The 16,262-nt window shown below is 67.9% G+C and carries 13 protein-coding genes and 3 tRNA genes; 6 read left to right on the top strand and 10 right to left on the bottom strand.

Features of this window, described 5'->3' with window-relative positions:
- From BMZ48_RS11525 to BMZ48_RS11480, 10 genes are all read right to left on the bottom strand, one after another.
- Nucleotides 1-466, bottom strand: a 466-nt coding sequence (locus BMZ48_RS11525; protein ID WP_143383660.1) for a GTP-binding protein, incomplete at its 3' end; no start/stop codon positions are given.
- Nucleotides 467-547: 81 nt separating this feature from the next.
- Nucleotides 548-623, bottom strand: a tRNA-Thr gene (locus tag BMZ48_RS11520).
- A 22-nt stretch (nucleotides 624-645) separates the two neighbouring features.
- Nucleotides 646-719: transfer RNA gene (locus BMZ48_RS11515), tRNA-Gly, on the bottom strand.
- 62 nt (nucleotides 720-781) lie between these two features.
- A tRNA-Tyr gene (locus BMZ48_RS11510) sits at nucleotides 782-868 on the bottom strand.
- 97 nt (nucleotides 869-965) lie between these two features.
- Nucleotides 966-3,452, bottom strand: a complete 2,487-nt coding sequence (gene hrpB, locus BMZ48_RS11505) for an ATP-dependent helicase HrpB (protein ID WP_091535350.1) — start codon at nucleotides 3,450-3,452, stop codon at nucleotides 966-968.
- 35 nt (nucleotides 3,453-3,487) lie between these two features.
- Complete coding sequence (locus tag BMZ48_RS11500) at nucleotides 3,488-5,410, bottom strand: Tad domain-containing protein (RefSeq protein ID WP_091535348.1); 1,923 nt, start codon at nucleotides 5,408-5,410, stop codon at nucleotides 3,488-3,490.
- A 160-nt stretch (nucleotides 5,411-5,570) separates the two neighbouring features.
- Nucleotides 5,571-6,302 carry a type III pantothenate kinase gene (locus tag BMZ48_RS11495; protein ID WP_091535338.1) on the bottom strand — a complete coding sequence of 244 codons (732 nt, stop codon included), beginning with the start codon at nucleotides 6,300-6,302 and terminating at the stop codon, nucleotides 5,571-5,573.
- A complete protein-coding gene (locus tag BMZ48_RS11490; protein ID WP_091535337.1) occupies nucleotides 6,299-7,279 on the bottom strand; it encodes a biotin--[acetyl-CoA-carboxylase] ligase in 981 nt (326 codons plus the stop codon). Before BMZ48_RS11490 ends, BMZ48_RS11495 begins: the two co-directional genes overlap by 4 nt.
- Complete coding sequence (gene plsY, locus BMZ48_RS11485; protein ID WP_091535382.1) at nucleotides 7,264-7,911, bottom strand: glycerol-3-phosphate 1-O-acyltransferase PlsY; 648 nt, start codon at nucleotides 7,909-7,911, stop codon at nucleotides 7,264-7,266. Before plsY ends, BMZ48_RS11490 begins: the two co-directional genes overlap by 16 nt.
- 7 nt (nucleotides 7,912-7,918) lie before the next feature.
- Entirely contained in the window at nucleotides 7,919-9,718 is a 1,800-nt protein-coding gene (locus tag BMZ48_RS11480) for a M61 family metallopeptidase (RefSeq protein ID WP_091535336.1), read from the bottom strand.
- Nucleotides 9,719-10,168: 450 nt separating this feature from the next.
- On the opposite strand from BMZ48_RS11480, the gene BMZ48_RS11475 reads away from it, so the two are divergent.
- The 6 genes from BMZ48_RS11475 to purD all read left to right on the top strand — a co-directional run bounded on the left by BMZ48_RS11475 (nucleotide 10,169) and on the right by purD (nucleotide 16,201).
- Entirely contained in the window at nucleotides 10,169-11,086 is a 918-nt protein-coding gene (locus BMZ48_RS11475) for an alpha/beta hydrolase (protein WP_159431166.1), read from the top strand.
- Nucleotides 11,083-11,967, top strand: a complete 885-nt coding sequence (locus tag BMZ48_RS11470) for an alpha/beta fold hydrolase (protein ID WP_091535328.1) — start codon at nucleotides 11,083-11,085, stop codon at nucleotides 11,965-11,967. The genes BMZ48_RS11475 and BMZ48_RS11470 overlap by 4 nt, the downstream gene beginning before the upstream one ends.
- Nucleotides 11,968-12,043: 76 nt before the next feature.
- A complete protein-coding gene (locus BMZ48_RS11465; RefSeq protein ID WP_091535322.1) occupies nucleotides 12,044-13,372 on the top strand; it encodes a serine/threonine-protein kinase in 1,329 nt (442 codons plus the stop codon).
- Between the two features lie 120 nt (nucleotides 13,373-13,492).
- Nucleotides 13,493-14,155: a DUF6989 domain-containing protein gene (locus BMZ48_RS11460; protein ID WP_091535321.1), complete on the top strand. Its 663-nt coding sequence runs from the start codon at nucleotides 13,493-13,495 to the stop codon at nucleotides 14,153-14,155.
- A 48-nt stretch (nucleotides 14,156-14,203) separates the two neighbouring features.
- Complete coding sequence (locus BMZ48_RS11455; RefSeq protein ID WP_091535320.1) at nucleotides 14,204-14,800, top strand: outer membrane lipoprotein; 597 nt, start codon at nucleotides 14,204-14,206, stop codon at nucleotides 14,798-14,800.
- A gap of 120 nt (nucleotides 14,801-14,920) precedes the next feature.
- Nucleotides 14,921-16,201, top strand: coding sequence for a phosphoribosylamine--glycine ligase (gene purD / locus BMZ48_RS11450; protein WP_091535319.1), 1,281 nt, complete (start codon nucleotides 14,921-14,923; stop codon nucleotides 16,199-16,201).
- Nucleotides 16,202-16,262 lie beyond the last annotated feature (61 nt).

Raw genomic sequence — 16,262 nt, 5'->3', positions numbered from 1 at the left:
CGACCAGGTCGAGCAGCTCCGCGTCCTCCACCAGGTCGCACTTGTTCAGCCACACCACGATCTTCGGCACGTTCACCTGCTTGGCCAGCAGCACGTGCTCGCGCGTCTGCGGCATCGGACCGTCCACCGCCGATACCACCAAAATCGCACCGTCCATCTGCGCCGCGCCCGTGATCATGTTCTTCACAAAGTCCGCGTGCCCAGGACAGTCCACGTGCGCATAGTGACGGTTCGCCGTCTCATATTCCACGTGCGACGTCGCAATCGTCAGAATCTTCGTCGCATCACGACGACCCTGCGCCTCCGACGCCTTCGCCACCTGGTCGTACGGCACGTACGTCCCACCGTACTTGTCCGCAGACACCTTCGTCAGCGCCGCCGTCGTCGTCGTCTTCCCATGGTCCACGTGCCCAATCGTCCCCACGTTCACGTGCGGCTTCTTGCGTTCAAACTTTTCCTTTGCCATGTCTTGCGACTCCAGTCTCGGTGTACCACGCGGTTTTCAAAAGACGCCTACTGCCAGTGGCGGAAAACGCCACCTCACAACTGGTGCCCACCATCGGAATCGAACCGATGACCTCACCCTTACCAAGGGTGTGCTCTACCGACTGAGCTAGGTGGGCGAATCGGTGCGGCCACGCTATCTGGAGCGGGTGAAGGGAATCGAACCCTCGTCGTAAGCTTGGAAGGCTTCTGCTCTACCATTGAGCTACACCCGCTTCACACGCTTTTCGAAAACGGCCACGCCGGGACACAAACGCGCCCCAGCGGCAATCGCTGTTGGTGGAGGGGGTAGGATTCGAACCTACGTAGGCGTAAAGCCAGCAGATTTACAGTCTGCCCTCGTTGGCCGCTTGAGTACCCCTCCGCCAGCCCATCGGAGTGCAATGCGCCCCGAAAGGGCCGCGTATTGTCCGCGCGCGCACCGGTTGCGTCAAGAAAAACCCTGCATCCGCAACGCACGGCTAACGCGGCTTGGTCTTGCGGGTGGCAATGGCGGTGAGCGGATCGTCCGGCCAGGGATGTTTGGGATAGCGGCCGCGCAGATCTTTCTTGACCTCGGCATATCCCTTGGCCCAGAAACTGGCCAGATCCGCGGTGATGGCGACCGGGCGCTGGGCCGGCGACAACAACTGCAGCCGTACGACCGTGCGCCCTTCGTTCACCGTCGGGGTCTGCGCGCACCCGAACATCTCCTGCAGCTTGACCGCCAGCACGGGCGGCTCCGGTGGGCTGTAGTGCAGACGGATACGGGCACCGCTCGGCACTTCGAGATGGGTGGGCGCCAGTTGCGCCAGCCGGCGCCGGGCCACGGGATCAAGCTGCGCATCGAGGATCGCGAGCACGTCGAGCCGCGCCAGATGCTCCCGGCGCGTGCTGCCGTCCAGGTACGGCAGCAGCCAGTCCTCCATGCTGGCCAGCAAGGCCGTATCGCTGACGTCCGGCCAGTTTTCCTGCGGCCGCCAGGCACGCAGCGACAGCACGCGCGCCTGCCATTGGCGCGCCGCCTCGGTCCACGGCAAGGCCTGTAGCCCGAGGGCGCGCAGGCCGTCGAGCAGTGCGCGCGCGCTGCGCGTGCCGGCATCGGGTAACGGCGAGCGTGCCAGCACGAGCGCGCCCAGCCGCTGCTGGCGCTCAGCGACGACGGCCTCGCTCGTTGCGTCCCAGGCGACCACGTCCTCGCTGCGGATGGCATCGGCGTGGTCGCGCAGCAGCGCGGCTTCGTCGAGCGCGGCGGCAAGGCGGATGCGCCGCGGCGGGCCGGGATCCCAGTGTGCGATCGCCAGCCATTCACGCGTCGCCAGCGGGTGGTCTTCGGCGAGTCGCGCCTCACCGCCCTCCGCGCACTGGTAGGCGACTTCGCGGGCACCACGGAATCCCGGCCGGCGGCGGGCGATGCGCTCGGGATAGGCCCAGGCGACGATGCGGGCACTGTCGGCGGGATCGAAATCCGCGGCACCGTCCGGCTCCCGCCCGAGCAACCGCAGCATCTGGCGCACGGTCTCGGTGACACGGCGTTGTGCGCCGGGCTCACCGCCGCCGCGGCGATAGCGCTCGACGACGTCGGCAAGATCGCCCGATTCACGCTCGTCGAGCACCGCGGCGACCCAGGCCGCGCACGTCTCCAGCCCCCGTTCACGCGCGCGCAGCAGCATGTGGGCACGCCGCGGCGCCGTCGGCAGGCGCACCAGCGCACGGCCATGCGCGGTGATACGACCCTGGTCGTCGAGCGCGCCGAGCTCACGCAGCAGGCTCGTCGCGTACTGCCAGCTCGCCGGCGGCGGCGGATCGAGCAGGGCCAGTGCCCGCGGATCGCGCACACCCCAGGCGGCGAGTTCCAGCGCAAACCGCGTCAGATCGACGGCGAGGATCTCGGGTGTGTCGTGGACGGCGAGCATGCCGTGCTGCTCGCGGCTCCACAGACGGTAACAGACACCGGGCCCCAGCCGGCCGGCACGGCCGGCGCGCTGGTCTGCTGCCGCCTTGGACACCCGCTCGGTGTCGAGCCGGTCGGCGCCGGCGCCGAGATCGAAGCGGGCGACGCGCACCCACCCACCATCGACCACCGTCGTCACGCCTTCGACGGTGAGGCTGGTCTGCGCGATGTTGGTGGCGAGAATTACCTTGCGGCGCCCCGCGGGATCGGGGCAGAGCGCCGCATCCTGCTCCCGGGAACCGAGCTCGCCATAGAGCGGATAAAGGCCGACCGTAGCCCCCACGCGCTGTGCGAGCAAAGCCTGCGCGGCACGGATCTCGCGCGCACCGGGCAAAAAAGCGAGTACGTCCCCTTGGGTTTCGCGCAGCGCCGCCAGCACTCCGTGGGCCACTGCAGTGCCGTGGTCGGCATCGGCGCGCGCCGGCGTATAGCGCACATCCACCGGGAACAGCCGGCCGGCGCTGCGCACCACCGGCGCATCGCCGAGCAGCGCGGCGACGCGTTCGGTATCCAGTGTCGCCGACATCACCAGCACACGCAGATCGGGGCGCAGATTGGCGCGCACATCGAGAGCGAGCGCGAGTGCAAGATCGGCATCGAGCGAGCGCTCGTGAAACTCATCGAGGATCACAAGCCCTACCCCCGGCAATTCCGGATCGGCGTGCAGCCGGCGCGCGAGCAGACCCTCGGTGACGACCTCGATGCGCGTGTGCGCGGATACGCGCCGCTCGAAGCGGATCTGATAGCCCACGGTCTGGCCGACGGTCTCGCCCAGCAGGCTCGCCATGCGCGCTGCCGCCGCACGGGCGGCGACGCGCCGCGGCTCGAGCATGACGATGCGCTGCCCGGCGAGCCAGGGTTCATCGAGCAGGGCGAGCGGCACGAGCGTGGTCTTGCCCGACCCCGGCGGCGACGACAGCACCGCGCAGCCACGCGAAAGCGCCGCGCGCAAAGCGGGCAGCGCGTCGATGACCGGCAAAGCCGGCAATACCGAAGAATCCGTGCGGCGGGACATGGGCCGTGCAGTGTACGGCCAGGCCCGGATCGGCGTTACGGCAGCGCGGTGGTCACGAGCCGGGGGGTATCGACCGTCACCGTGTTCATCGTCACCGTCGCCGAACCGACGTCGATGCCGAGCATGTCGAGCAACGGATCGAGCAGCGAATCCACCAGCGCACCGGTGGGCGAGAGAATCGAGCCGAGTAGCGCGACCACCGGATTGAGCACCGCATTGAGGAGGCTGCCGACCGGAATCGACAGCGTGCAGACATTCAGCACCTTGAGCAGACAGATGCTGCTGCTCGCATCCGGATGTGCCGGATCGGTGGCGGTGATGCGGGCCGACGCGAACAGACTCGAAAGCGCGCCGCCGAGAATATTCGTCGTGCCCACGGTCTGCGGATTGTCGGCTGCCGGCGCGTCCGGCGGCACGCCCTCGGCCTGCCAATAGGGCACTTGCGTTGCGTCCTCGATCCGCGTGAACTCGGTCACCGCATGCGGCAGCGGCCGGGCCGCGCCACTGCCGGCCGTGGTAGTGACGGCGTTCTCCAGAAACAGATTCACCTGGATCGTGCTGATCAGGCCGCCAAGCAACTTGATCGTCGTCCCGAGCAGTTGGGCGCTGCCCTGGGTGATGGCCGGCGCAGTCGCTGGGCTACCGCTGAAGGTGCCGAGCCGGAGCTGGGCGACGGCCGGCCGCGCGCTCAGTTCCGTGGCGAGTGTCGGATCGGCGCTGCGCGGGCAGCGGATGCGGTCGAGAAAGGCCTCGGCCTTGGCAACTTCGAGGTCAATCCCCAGGTTGAGTGGCGTGACGGTGACCTGGCCGAGGAGTCCGCCGCCGAGCAGCAGCGTCAGAGCATTGGAGACGGTATTCAAGGCATTAACCTGCAGCCGCACCATCAGCCGGATCTGTGCCGATTCAGCGCGCGCGATGCCGGCGCGACCCATGCCGCTGAAACGCGGCGGCTCCAGCACCTGCAGGAACACCTGAAGCGAACTGACACCGGGAATACTAATCCCCACCGGCAGCCGGATCGGCGCGACACCCCCCCCTGCGTCGGCATGGGTGGCAGCGCCGAGCGCGATGAGTAAATCCAGTAGGTTGACCATCGGCACGTCTGCGGCCGTGTCGCCGACTGGTCCGAACAGCGCCCCCAGCGGGACAGTCGCATCGGCACCGGCCCGGGCAACGGCCGCAAGCTGGCGCAGCAGCCCGGTGACCGCACCACTGACCTGCCCGGACAAGGCATCGGCCAGTCCATCGATGGTGTCGGACAGCAGCGGCGTCTGCGTATCCAGCACCAGCGGGTCGGATAAATCCTGGACCTCCAGACCGATGGCGATGGCGAGATCGGCCAGCGATACACCGACACCGGCCAATCCGGTGTAATCCACCAGCCGGAGATTGACATTGCCGCCGAGCAGCCCGGATAGCAGCGCGTTGAGCATCCCCTCGTTGAGCGAGAGCAGGCCGCTGCCGACGTAGAAACTCCCCAGCGCCGCCTGCTCGGCCGTCGCCGAGGCGACCATCAGCCGGTCGCTGCGCGTCGGCCACAGCGGCAGGATCGGTGTCGGAAACGGCCGCTCCAGGGTCACGCGCACGGCATCGGGGGGCTCGCTGCTGGTACTGGCGAGGCGGCGCTGCCCCTGGGCATCGGTCTGGATCACGCCAAGATCGACACCCGCCGGCTGACCGTTACCATCGACACGGCGGCGGATGGTCTCGCCCAGGCCGCTGGTCGCGAGGATTTGATCGACGAGGGTCTGGATCTCGGCCGTGAGCACGGCTGGATCGGTCTCGACCGGGGCGGTATCGTCCACCGAACAGCCGCCGACCAGGCGTGTGGCATCGAGTGCGGCAATCACGGCCTGCTTCTGCAGCTCGCGCTTGGCCCAGTACAGGCGCCCGACGTCGATCGCGAGCACGACCGCCGCCAGCGCCGCGAGCAGCGCAAACGCCGCCACGATGGCCACCGCACCTCGTTGCTGACGCCGCCCCGTGTGCCACGATGGATGGGACATATCCCGGCTTCCTGCTCCGATCCGCGCACAGCCTCGCAGCGGAACGACCGGAATGCCGGCGCCGGCCGCCAAGCGGCGCAGCGCAGCCGGCGGATCGGCATCCCCCCGCGCGTCAGCGGTCGGTGGCGAGGCGCAGCAGGCCCTCGAGCACGAGATGCGGCCGGTGTTGCCAGCGACGCCCGAGATGGGGCAAAAGGACTTCGGCATCACCGCCGGTCAGCAGGCAGCGGGCGTCCGGCCCCACGGCCAGGGCTGCGCGATCGATTGCGCCCAGGCAGGCGAGCAGTGCGCCCTGGCGCACGCAGGTTTCGGTATCCCCTCCCAGTCCGCCGCCATAGGCTGCGGCGCCATCGCGCATGGCAAAACGGGTATGCCCCAGCACCGCGCGCTGGTGGGTGTGGAGCCCGGCGGCGATGATGCCGCCCAGATGCTGGCCCTTCGCATCGATGCAATCCACCGTCAGCGCGGTTCCGGCATCGGCGATACATACCGCTGCGCGCTGCTCACCCCAGGCCGCGATCATCGCCAGCCAGCGGTCGATGCCCAGGCGCTCGGGCTCGTCATAGGCATTGTGCAGATCGCGCCACCGCGCTGCGCTGCGCGCATAGCGCGGCGGGCGGCCGAACAGCGCCTGCAGAGTCTGGCTCAGGCGCGTCTCGTGCGCCGCGCCGGTCACGTGGGCAACCCACAGCTCGGCGGGTTGCGGCAGATGCAGTGCGCGCAGCGCCGCCGCCGGCTCACCGTCGTGCACCACCGCGCCGCTCTCGCGCAAGCCCTGCGCATCGGCCAGCCCCCACTTCAGGCGCGTGTTGCCGACGTCGAGCAATAGCATCGGCGCGGTCATGACAAGAGCCTCAGGCTGATCTCACCGGAATGCAGATGGTGGCGCACACCATGCGCCTCGACGATCAGCGCGCCGTGCGCATCGATGCCGCAGGCGATGCCATCGAGTGGACGCTCACCGATGAGCACCCGCACGGCATGGCCGGCAGCGACGTCGAACCGCGCCCAGTCCGCGGCCAGTGGCGCAAAGCCGGTCTGTGGGTATTCCGCCAGCATCCGCTCCAGTGCCTGCAGCAGGTCGATGGCCAGGCGGTTGCGCCGCACCGGCACGAGCTCGGCGAGATTGATCCACGGCTGCGCGACCGTCGCCGCCTGCCCGGGCGGAACCGACAGATTGATGCCGATTCCGACGACGACACGGCACCCTCCTCCACCCTCACCGCGGTGTTCGAGCAGGATGCCGCCGAGTTTGCGCAGCTCCCCATTCTCGCCGCGGACGACGAGATCGTTCGGCCATTTCAGCGCCACGGCGGCGCCCTGCGCCTGCAGGACGCGCGCACAGATGACGCCGACCGCGAGCGGCAGTGCTGTCAGCTGCGGCGGTAGCGCGTCGTAAGACCAGGCCAGCGACAGCGCCAGTTGCGTACCGAACGGCGACAGCCAACTCCGGCCACGGCGGCCGCGACCTGCAGTCTGGAATTCCGCGAGCAGCGCCTGCGGATCGTTCTGCGCCGGGGTTTCGAGCAGGCGCGAACTGGTCGAATCGGTGACCGGCACGACACGCACGCGCAGCCGCTCTCCGAGCGCATGCTGCAGCGCGGCCTCGTCGAGCCGCTCGATCGGCGTCGACAGCCGGTAACCCAATCCCTGCCGCGCCTCCACGGTGAGCTGCCAGTCGGCCAGCCGGTCGATGCGCTTGGCCAGCGCCGCGCGGGTGATCCCGCTGGCCGCGGCGAGCTGCTCGCCCGAATGCCAGGCGCCATCGGCGAGCCGGTCGACGAGCGCCAGCAGCTCGGTTTCGCTCAGGACCTGCGCCATCGTGCCAACACCCGCGCCTTTTCGAAGCGATGTTCGGTCCCCGCCGCGAGCCGGCGCAGATTGTCGCGGTGTTTCCAGACCACCAGCAACGCCATCGCCAGCGTGAACACCCCAGCACTGGAAAACAGCCCCGCTGCGCTCAGGCAGGTGACGTAAAACACGGCGACCAGCGTCGCGACGATGGTGGCCAGGCTGACATAGCCGCTGAGCATCACCACCAGGGCAAACGCGCCGAGCAGCCACGGCAGTGCCGCCGGCATCAGCGCCGCGAACACGCCCGCGAGTGTGGCCACTCCCTTGCCGCCACGGAAACCCGAAAACACCGGATAACAATGCCCAAGGACGACGGCGGCTCCGCACACATAGGCCTGCACAGCGGGCTTGAGGATGGGGGCGCTGAACTGCGGCAACGCCGGCACCAGGGACACGGCGATGACACCCTTGAGCACATCGATCGCAAGCACGGCGAGCGCGAAGGAAACACCCTGCGTGCGCAGCGCATTGGTCGCGCCGATGTTGCCACTGCCGAGCTTGCGCAAATCCACACCGCCGCGCAGGGCGCCGACGATCCGTCCACCCATGATCGTGCCCAGCAGATAGGCGATCAGCGTGCGCAGTACCAGATCGAGCATGCCCACCTCAGACGCCGAGCCAGGCCTTGCGGCGCGCCAGGCGCTCGCCGTCGGCTTCGGCGAGCGTCAAGGTCCAGGTATCGAGCGGGGCTTGCGCCGGCTCGATGTCGAGCTCGATCAGTTCATCGTCGCGGAAAACGTGCAGAGGGTAGCGGCGGCCGGGCACAAGTCGCGCCAGCGCACTGTCCCAGTTGGCCGCGCCCACACGCAAACCATCGAGGGCGACGACTTGATCGCCCGGATGGACACCGGCCTGGGCAGCCGGGCTGCCGGCGAGCACGTGGGCGACCCGCGTCTCCTGCGCACGCAGTTGCAGCCCGAGCCAGGCCGGTGCCGGCCCGTCTTCGGCGCTGCGGCCGCCCGCATCCTTGCTGCCGCGTGCAGCGCGTCGCTCGGCACGCACACCGAAGGCTGCGAGCAGCTCGGCCAGCGGCAGCGGCTCGGTGGAACGCAACGCGCGGTCGAAGAAGGCGCGCAGGTCCAGACCGGACACCGTCTGGGCCAAGGCCTCGAGCCCGCCTTCGGGCACCGGCACCCCCGTCCGTCCCCACCGCTGCCAGGCACTGCGCATGACATCGTCGAGAGTCATGTGCGCATGCAGGCGCAGCATCAGGTCCAGGCACAGCGCGACGAGGGCACCTTTGACGTAGTAACTGACCGTCGCATTCGGGCTGTTCTCATCCGGCTGGTAGTACTTGACCCAGGCTTCGAAGCTGGCATCGGCGAGGGTCTGGATGCGCGCACCCGGCGTCCGCTCGATGCGCGTCATGTTCTCGGCGACGAGATCGAGGTAAGCCGGCGCCTCGATCAGGCCGGCACGCAGCAGGAACAGATCGTCGTAGTACGAGGTCACGCCCTCGTAGTGCCACAGATCGGCGGTGTAGGCCTCCGCACCCAGATCCGACTCGGCCAGACGCTGGGCGGTGATGCGCTTGACGTTCCACAGATGGAAGTACTCGTGGCTGCACAGGCCCAGAAAAGCGCGATAGCCGGGTTTGACGCCGGTTTCGCCGGGGCGCGGAAGATCGGTGCGGGCGCAGATCAAGGCCGTGGAGCTGCGGTGCTCAAGTCCGCCGTAACCGCTGGCCACGACATGGGTCAGGAACAGGTATTGCGCGAACTCCGGCCCCCGGGCCGGCTCCTGCCGGAACAGCTCACGCTGAACCCGGCAGATGCGGGCAAGATCGCGCACGATACGGTCACCATCGACCTCGCAGCGGCCCGACAGCACGAGCGCGTGCGCAATCCCGTCGACGTCGAAATCATGGCGCACGAAGCGCCCCATCTCGACCGGATGGTCGATCAACTCCTCGTAGTCAGCGGCCGCATAGCAGCCGAAGCCATCGGCGTCGATCTGGGTGGCACGTAGCGTCGTCGCCACGCGCCAGTGCCCGCAGTCCGGATCCTGCGGCCGTTCGATCGTGAGCGCAAAGCCGGCGCGCTCATGCCCCGCCGGGCAGTAAAACAATGCGCTGCCGTTGAAAAAACCGCGGCTGAGATCGAGATAAGCCTTGCGTACCGAGACATCGAAGGCATAGACACGGTAGCGCAGCGTCAACGCTCCGCTGGCCGGCGCGACGCGCAGCGTGCGCTTGTCGAGCCGCTCGAGGGCAAGCGGACCGCGCGCGTCCTGCGCCCGCACGTCGATGACGTGCTTGGCGAAATCGCGCACCAGATAACTCCCACGGATCCACGACGGCAGCCAGAATCGCTGGCCCTGCGGATCGGGGTGATCGAGCTGGCAGTCGATCTCGAACCAGTGCTCGCGCGGCGAAGCCGGGCGCACGCAATAGCGAACGGCAGTCATGGGTGAACGATTCTGAGCAGGCTTTCATTATGCCTGCCGCCGGACGCAACATCAGTGCCCGGGCGCACGCCACAATCGCTCGGTACTACGCATCCGCAGGTCGCGGCGAATCCGCCGCCCCCGGCAGCGATCCGGAGAAACAAACCCTCGGCCGCGCGGTCACGTAACCGTCGAAATCGGTGTTCTGCGAGACCCGCGCGGCGCAACACCGCCCAGTCGTCACGCATCAGTGCCCTGTACTCCTGGGTGGCGCCGGTGCTCTGCGTCACCGCCTCATCATGGGCCACCTGCGCACGGCGAACGCCGCAGCGGCATTGGCACGCGAATACGCAGTCAGGGCATCAGCGCCGCCATCGCAGGCCGGTACGAGCAGACACAAAAACAGGCGCAAGCTCGGACGCACGGGCGGATTCTATCGCCGCGTTGATGATGGCTTTATGCTGCGCAGCCATGAACACTTTTGCCCGCCCATCCTTGCGATCGCATTTGTTGCGGCTGGCCGTGCGCTGGCTGATCGCGCCGACCGTCAACGGCGATGCACCGGTTGCGCGCCGGCGGCAGCGCCTCGAACGCATCGCGCGCCTGTCGCGCCTGCCGCTGCCGCCATGCACGCGCATCGAATCGACGACGCTACGCGGCGTACCGGCCGACTGGGTGCGCAATCCGCGTGTGGGTCACCCGCGCACGGTGCTTTACTTTCATGGCGGCGCCTATGCGCTGGGTTCACCGCAGGTTTACCGGGAATTCGCGGCACATCTGGCACGTGCCTGGCAGGCCGCAGTCGCCCTCGTCGATTACCGACTGGCGCCCGAACATCCGTATCCCGCCGCGGCGAAGGACGCACTTAATGCCTATCAGGCCCTGCTCGAGCAGGGCATCCCCGCACAGACGATCGTCATCGCCGGGGATTCAGCCGGGGGTGGCCTCACGCTGGCCTGCGCCCTACAAGCCCGCGATGGTGGCCTGCCGCTACCGGCGGCGCTGGTGCTGTTTTCACCGTGGGTCGATCTCGCCGTCGGCGGGGAGTCGGCACGGCGCATGGGGCGCGATGACATGCTCGACGCACAGCGCCTGCGCGCCGCCGGCGCCGACTACCTCGCCGGCGCACCGGCGGATACGCCCCTGGCCTCGCCGCTGTTCGCCGACCTGCGCGGCCTGCCGCGCACGCTGACCGTGGTCACCGACCATGAAATCCTCTACGACGACGCCGTGCGCCTGCACGACGCCCTGATCAAGTCAGGCAGTCCATCCGAACTGCGGGTGTACCAAGGCCTGTGGCATGTCTGGCCGTTGTTCGCCGGCAAACTGCCGGAGGCCGATGCCGCCCTCGCCGACGCCGCAGCGTTCCTTGCGCGGGGGGCGGCGTGAATTTCAGCCGCTGGCGCGATAGCGGACGGCGCTTCGCGTTCGGCCCTCACTCGATCTTTTACCAGCGCCACGGCGAGGGTTCTTGCGCGCTGCTGCTGATCCACGGCTTTCCGACCGCCTCATGGGACTGGGAACCGATCTGGTCGACGCTGTGCGCACACTTCCCGCAGGTGCTGGCACCGGATCTGCTCGGCTTTGGCTTCTCGGACAAGCCGCCGCACCACCGCTACTCGCTGATGGAACAGGCGGACCTGTGCGAGGCACTGCTCGCCCACTGCGGCGTCAACGAGGTCCACCTGCTCGCTCACGATTACGGCGTCAGCGTCGCCCAGGAACTGCTTGCACGCGATCTCGAGCGCCACGGCCACGGCCTGCGCCTGCGCTCCGTCGCGTTCCTCAACGGCGGCCTGTTCCCGGAGGTGCACCGGGCCACCGCCATGCAAAAACTGCTGCACAGCCCGCTCGCCCCCCTGCTCACCCGCTTCATCCGCGAGCGTGGATTCGGACGCGCGCTGGCGAAAGTCTTCGGGCCGCAGACGCAACCGACACCGATCGAGCTACACGACTTCTGGCGCCTCGTCGCCGAAAACGACGGTGTGCGTGTGATGCCCCGGCTGATCCGCTACCTCGACGAGCGCCGAAAGTATCGCACCCGCTGGGTCGGCGCACTGATCCACACGCGCGTGCCGCTGCGGCTGATCAATGGTCCCGAAGATCCGGTTTCGGGCGCGCACATGGCCGAGCGCTACCGCGAACTGGTGCCCGCTGCCGATGTGGTCCTGCTGCCGGGCATCGGACACTACCCGCAGGTCGAAGCCCCGGACCGCACGCTCGCCGCATTTCTGGCCTTCCATCGCGAGCGCGTACCTTCGCCGTCCTGAAGACGCTGGCGGGCATGATGGCGCGTGGCTATGCTGCGGGCAGGGTTTGCGTCGCGTGCGGAGGACATACGCCCCCATGACCGAGCAGACGGCCGTCACCGAACCCGGACAGAGCAAGCTGCCCGGATCGATTCCGCAACGCATCGGCAAGTACATCCTGCGCGGCGAGCTCGGCCGCGGCGCCTGCGGCGTCGTTTACAAGGGATTCGATCCGTTCGTGCAACGGGATGTCGCGATCAAGCTGGCGCTGCAGGATGCAGCCTTCCGCGACAGTCCGGCGCAGGAGCACAATTTTTTCGCCGAGGCGCGCGCCGCCGGCATGCTGCAGCATCCGCACATCGTCGCCCTCTACGACGCCGGCGTGGAGAACAACCTCAGCTACATCGTCATGGAGTTCGTCGATGGCGAGACCCTGGTGCCGCTGTGCCGGCCCAAGGGCCCCCGCATACCGCTCGAACAGGTCATCGACATCGGCTACAAGTGCGCGCGCGCCCTCGAGTACGCACATAACAAGGGTGTCCTGCACCGGGACATCAAACCCAGCAATGTCATGCTCACCCGCGACGGCACGCCCAAGCTGATGGATTTCTCGATCGCGCAAATCCTCGGCGGCGAACCGGAGCAAAGACCGGATAGCGTCCTCGGCTCGCCGCTGTACATGTCGCCGGAGCAGGTGCGCCGCGCACCGCTCGGGCCGCAGAGCGATCTGTATTCCCTGGGTGCGGTGCTGTTTCAGCTGCTCACGGGCACGCCGCCATTCGCCAACGCTCCGATCCCCGAGCTGTTCCGCGCCATCCGCCACGATCCGGCACCGCGCGTGCGCAGCCTGCGCCCCGACCTTCCGGAAGCCTTGTCCGAGATCGTCGCGCGGCTGTTGCTCAAAGACCCGGCACAGCGCTTCCAGTCCGGTGGCGAGCTGGCGATCGCGTTGGCCCGCCTCGGCGACCAGCTGCGCCTGGCCGGCGCGCAAACCCAGCGCCGCGAATCGCGCGATGCGCTGCGCCGCCTGCATTTCTTCAACGGTTTTTCCGACGACGAGATCGACGAGATCCTCAACGCGAGCACGATGGCGACCTACGCCGCCGGTGCAACGATCATCAAAGAAGGCGAAGTCGACAACGCGTGCTACATCATCGCCGTCGGCAGCGCCGAAGTACTCAAGGGCGGCAAACCCATCCACCGTCTGGAGCGCGGTGACTGCTTCGGCGAGATCGGTTTTCTCACCGCGGCGCGGCGCACGGCATCGGTCGTCGCGGCAACCCAGGTGCTCGCGCTCAAGATCAATGCGACGCTGATGGAGCAGGTGTCGCGCGATTGCCAGCTGCATTTCTACAAAGTGTTCACGGAAACGCTCATCTACCGGCTCTCGCTCACCAGCGCGAAACTGTCTGCGCTGTCGACGTGAGCACGTCGTGATCGTCCACGGTTGCCGCAGCGGGCAACGGTTTTTATAGTCACGACCACACCCGTTGCGGCGCGCGCAAACCCGCCGTCGCGGCGGCCTTCCGCCGGAGAGGAGATCCTGATGCACCTGGGTGTGCGCGAGGCACTAATTTTTCACGTTGTCTTCTTCATCGCTGCGAGTGTCACGCTGTGGTGGATCCCGCCCGCAACGCTCGGCTGTGCCCTGCTCTGGCTCACCATCGCCTATCACATCGGACTGCTGGGCTGGGCCCTGCTGCGCGCGCAGACCGAGTGGCTGACCCTGTGGCTGTTCCTGTTGCCTCTGTCAGTTGCACAGCTATTGCCGGACTGGGCCTTGGTCGCCATCACAAAGACGCTGGTGTTCCCGGATCACGGCATCGCGCGCCTGGGCGGAGCCGTGCCGCTGTATCTCGCCGGCATGTGGACGATGCTGCTGTTCCCGATCGTGCTCGTCGCACAATCGACCCGTCATCCGTTCCTCATCGCCGCCTTGCTGGGGTTTGTGCTGTTCGCCATCGCCGAGTGGGCCGCACGCCCCTTGCAGCTCTGGTATGCGCAAAACGTCGCGATGGTGGGCGGTGTCGCGCTCTATGTGCTGGTGGCCGAAGTGCTCCTGGTGCTCGCAACCCTGCGTGCATACCGCCAGCATCGCCGGGATGGAATCGCAGCGCGGGTTTTCGCGGCACTCGGCGTGTCCGTGTTCTATGCCGGCGCGCTGTTTCTGTCGCTGCTGCTCATCGATCCAGTATTCAGCGGGGGCTAAGCCGATGAGCCTAGGCTTGCGCCCATCCAGATTCATCGGGGAATCGCCATGAAACATCAGCATTGTCTGCGCACCCTGACCGGTGCCTGCGTCTTTCTCTTTCTGTTGGCGGGCTGTGCGCCGGATGCATCCGAGAGCCAGACGCAGCCCACGGCCTCCGCCGAGCAGACAGAGCCCGCAAGCACTGCCGAAAAACCCGCCGCGGACACCGCACAAGCTGCGCCGCCGACCCAGGCCCAGGCTCCGGCGCCTGCACCCACCCCGGCCAAACCGCGACCGCCGGCGCCAGCCAAACCGGCGCAGCCGGTGATCTGCGCCGACTGCGGCACGGTGGCCGCGATCACCGAGGTGCAGCAGAAAGGCCAGGGAACCGGCGCAGGCGCGGTGATCGGTGCCGTCGCCGGCGGGGTCGCCGGACACCAGGTCGGCGGCGGTCGAGGCAAGGATGTCGCCACCGTCGCCGGTGCGATCCTCGGCGCCATGGCGGGACACGAGGTCGAAAAACGGGTGCGCTCGACCACCACCTACGACGTCCGTGTCGCGATGGAAGACGGTAGCCAGCGCGTCATCAACGTCAGCGAGCTCGGCGGCCTCACCGTGGGTGCCAAGGTCCGCGTCGACGGCAACACGATCTATCTGCGCTGAACAACGCCCGTCAGACACAGCCTTCAGACCCCGCGCACCGGCGCGGGGTTTTTGTTTGCCGGCTGCGCTTTGGCTACGCTATCGCCCCTTTTCGACCGACCCAACCCCATGTCGCAGCCCATGAAAGTCCTCGTGATCGGCAGTGGCGGGCGCGAACACGCCCTGGCGTGGAAACTGGCGCAATCGCCGCGTGTACGCGAGGTGCTAATCGCCCCTGGCAACGCCGGCACCGCACGCGAACCGCGCTGCCGCAACGTCGCCGTCGCCGCCGACGATCTCGCTGGCCTGGTCGCACTGGCCCAACGCGAGGGCATTGATTTCACCGTCGTCGGACCCGAGGCGCCGCTCGCGCTCGGTGTCGTCGATGCCTTTGCCGCCGCCGGCCTGCGCATCTTCGGCCCGCGCCGCAATGCCGCCCAGCTCGAAGCCTCCAAAGCGTTCGCCAAGGACTTCCTCGCGCGCCACCGCATTCCCACCGCGCAGTACCGGGTTTTCACCGAAATCGAGCCGGCGCTCGCCTACATCGCCGAGCGTGGCGCACCGATCGTGATCAAGGCCGATGGCCTGGCAGCCGGCAAGGGCGTGGTCGTCGCCCAGGACATCGCCGAAGCCCAGGCCGCAGTACGCGACATGCTCAGTGGCACGCTGCTCGGGCAGGCCGGCGGACGCGTCGTCGTCGAGGATTTCCTCGAGGGGGAAGAAGCGAGCTTCATCGTCGTCGCTGCCGGCACACAGTACGTCGCGCTGGCGACGAGCCAGGACCACAAGCGCATCGGTGACGGCGATACAGGACCGAACACCGGAGGCATGGGGGCGTATTCACCGGCGCCGGTGGTCACACCCGAGGTGCACGCGCGCATCTGCCGCGAAGTGATCGAACCGACGCTCGCCGGCATGGTGGCCGAAGGCGCGTCGTTCACGGGTTTTCTCTATGCCGGCCTGATGATCGACCGCGACGGAACACCGCGTGTGCTCGAGTTCAACGTGCGCATGGGCGACCCGGAAACACAGCCGATCCTGATGCGGCTCGAATCCGATCTGCTCGATCTGCTCGAAGCGGCGGTCGAGAACCGGCTCGCAGGCGTGCAACCGCGATGGTCGCCACAACCGGCGCTCGGCGTGGTCATGGCCGCGGCGGGCTATCCGGGCACGCCGCGCAAACACGACGTGATCCACGGACTCGACGCCGACCTGGGAACGGCCAAGGTGTTCCACGCCGGTACCGTCGAGCAGCAGGGAAGAATCGTCACCAACGGTGGCCGTGTGCTGTGCGTCGTGGCCCGTGGCGACAGCGTACGCCAGGCGCAGCAGATGGCGTATGCCGCCGTGCAGAAAATCCACTGGGATGGGGTGCAGTATCGCCGCGACATCGGTCATCGCGCGATCAGCCGCGAGGGCTAGCACTCCCGCATCGCGCCCCGTGCGGGACATCACCACCCGCATACGAAAAAGGCGCCACAAC

Source organism: Fontimonas thermophila, assembly GCF_900113085.1.
Taxonomy (GTDB): Bacteria; Pseudomonadota; Gammaproteobacteria; order Nevskiales; family Nevskiaceae; genus Solimonas; species Solimonas thermophila.
This window is presented reverse-complemented; position numbering and strand designations above follow the sequence as displayed.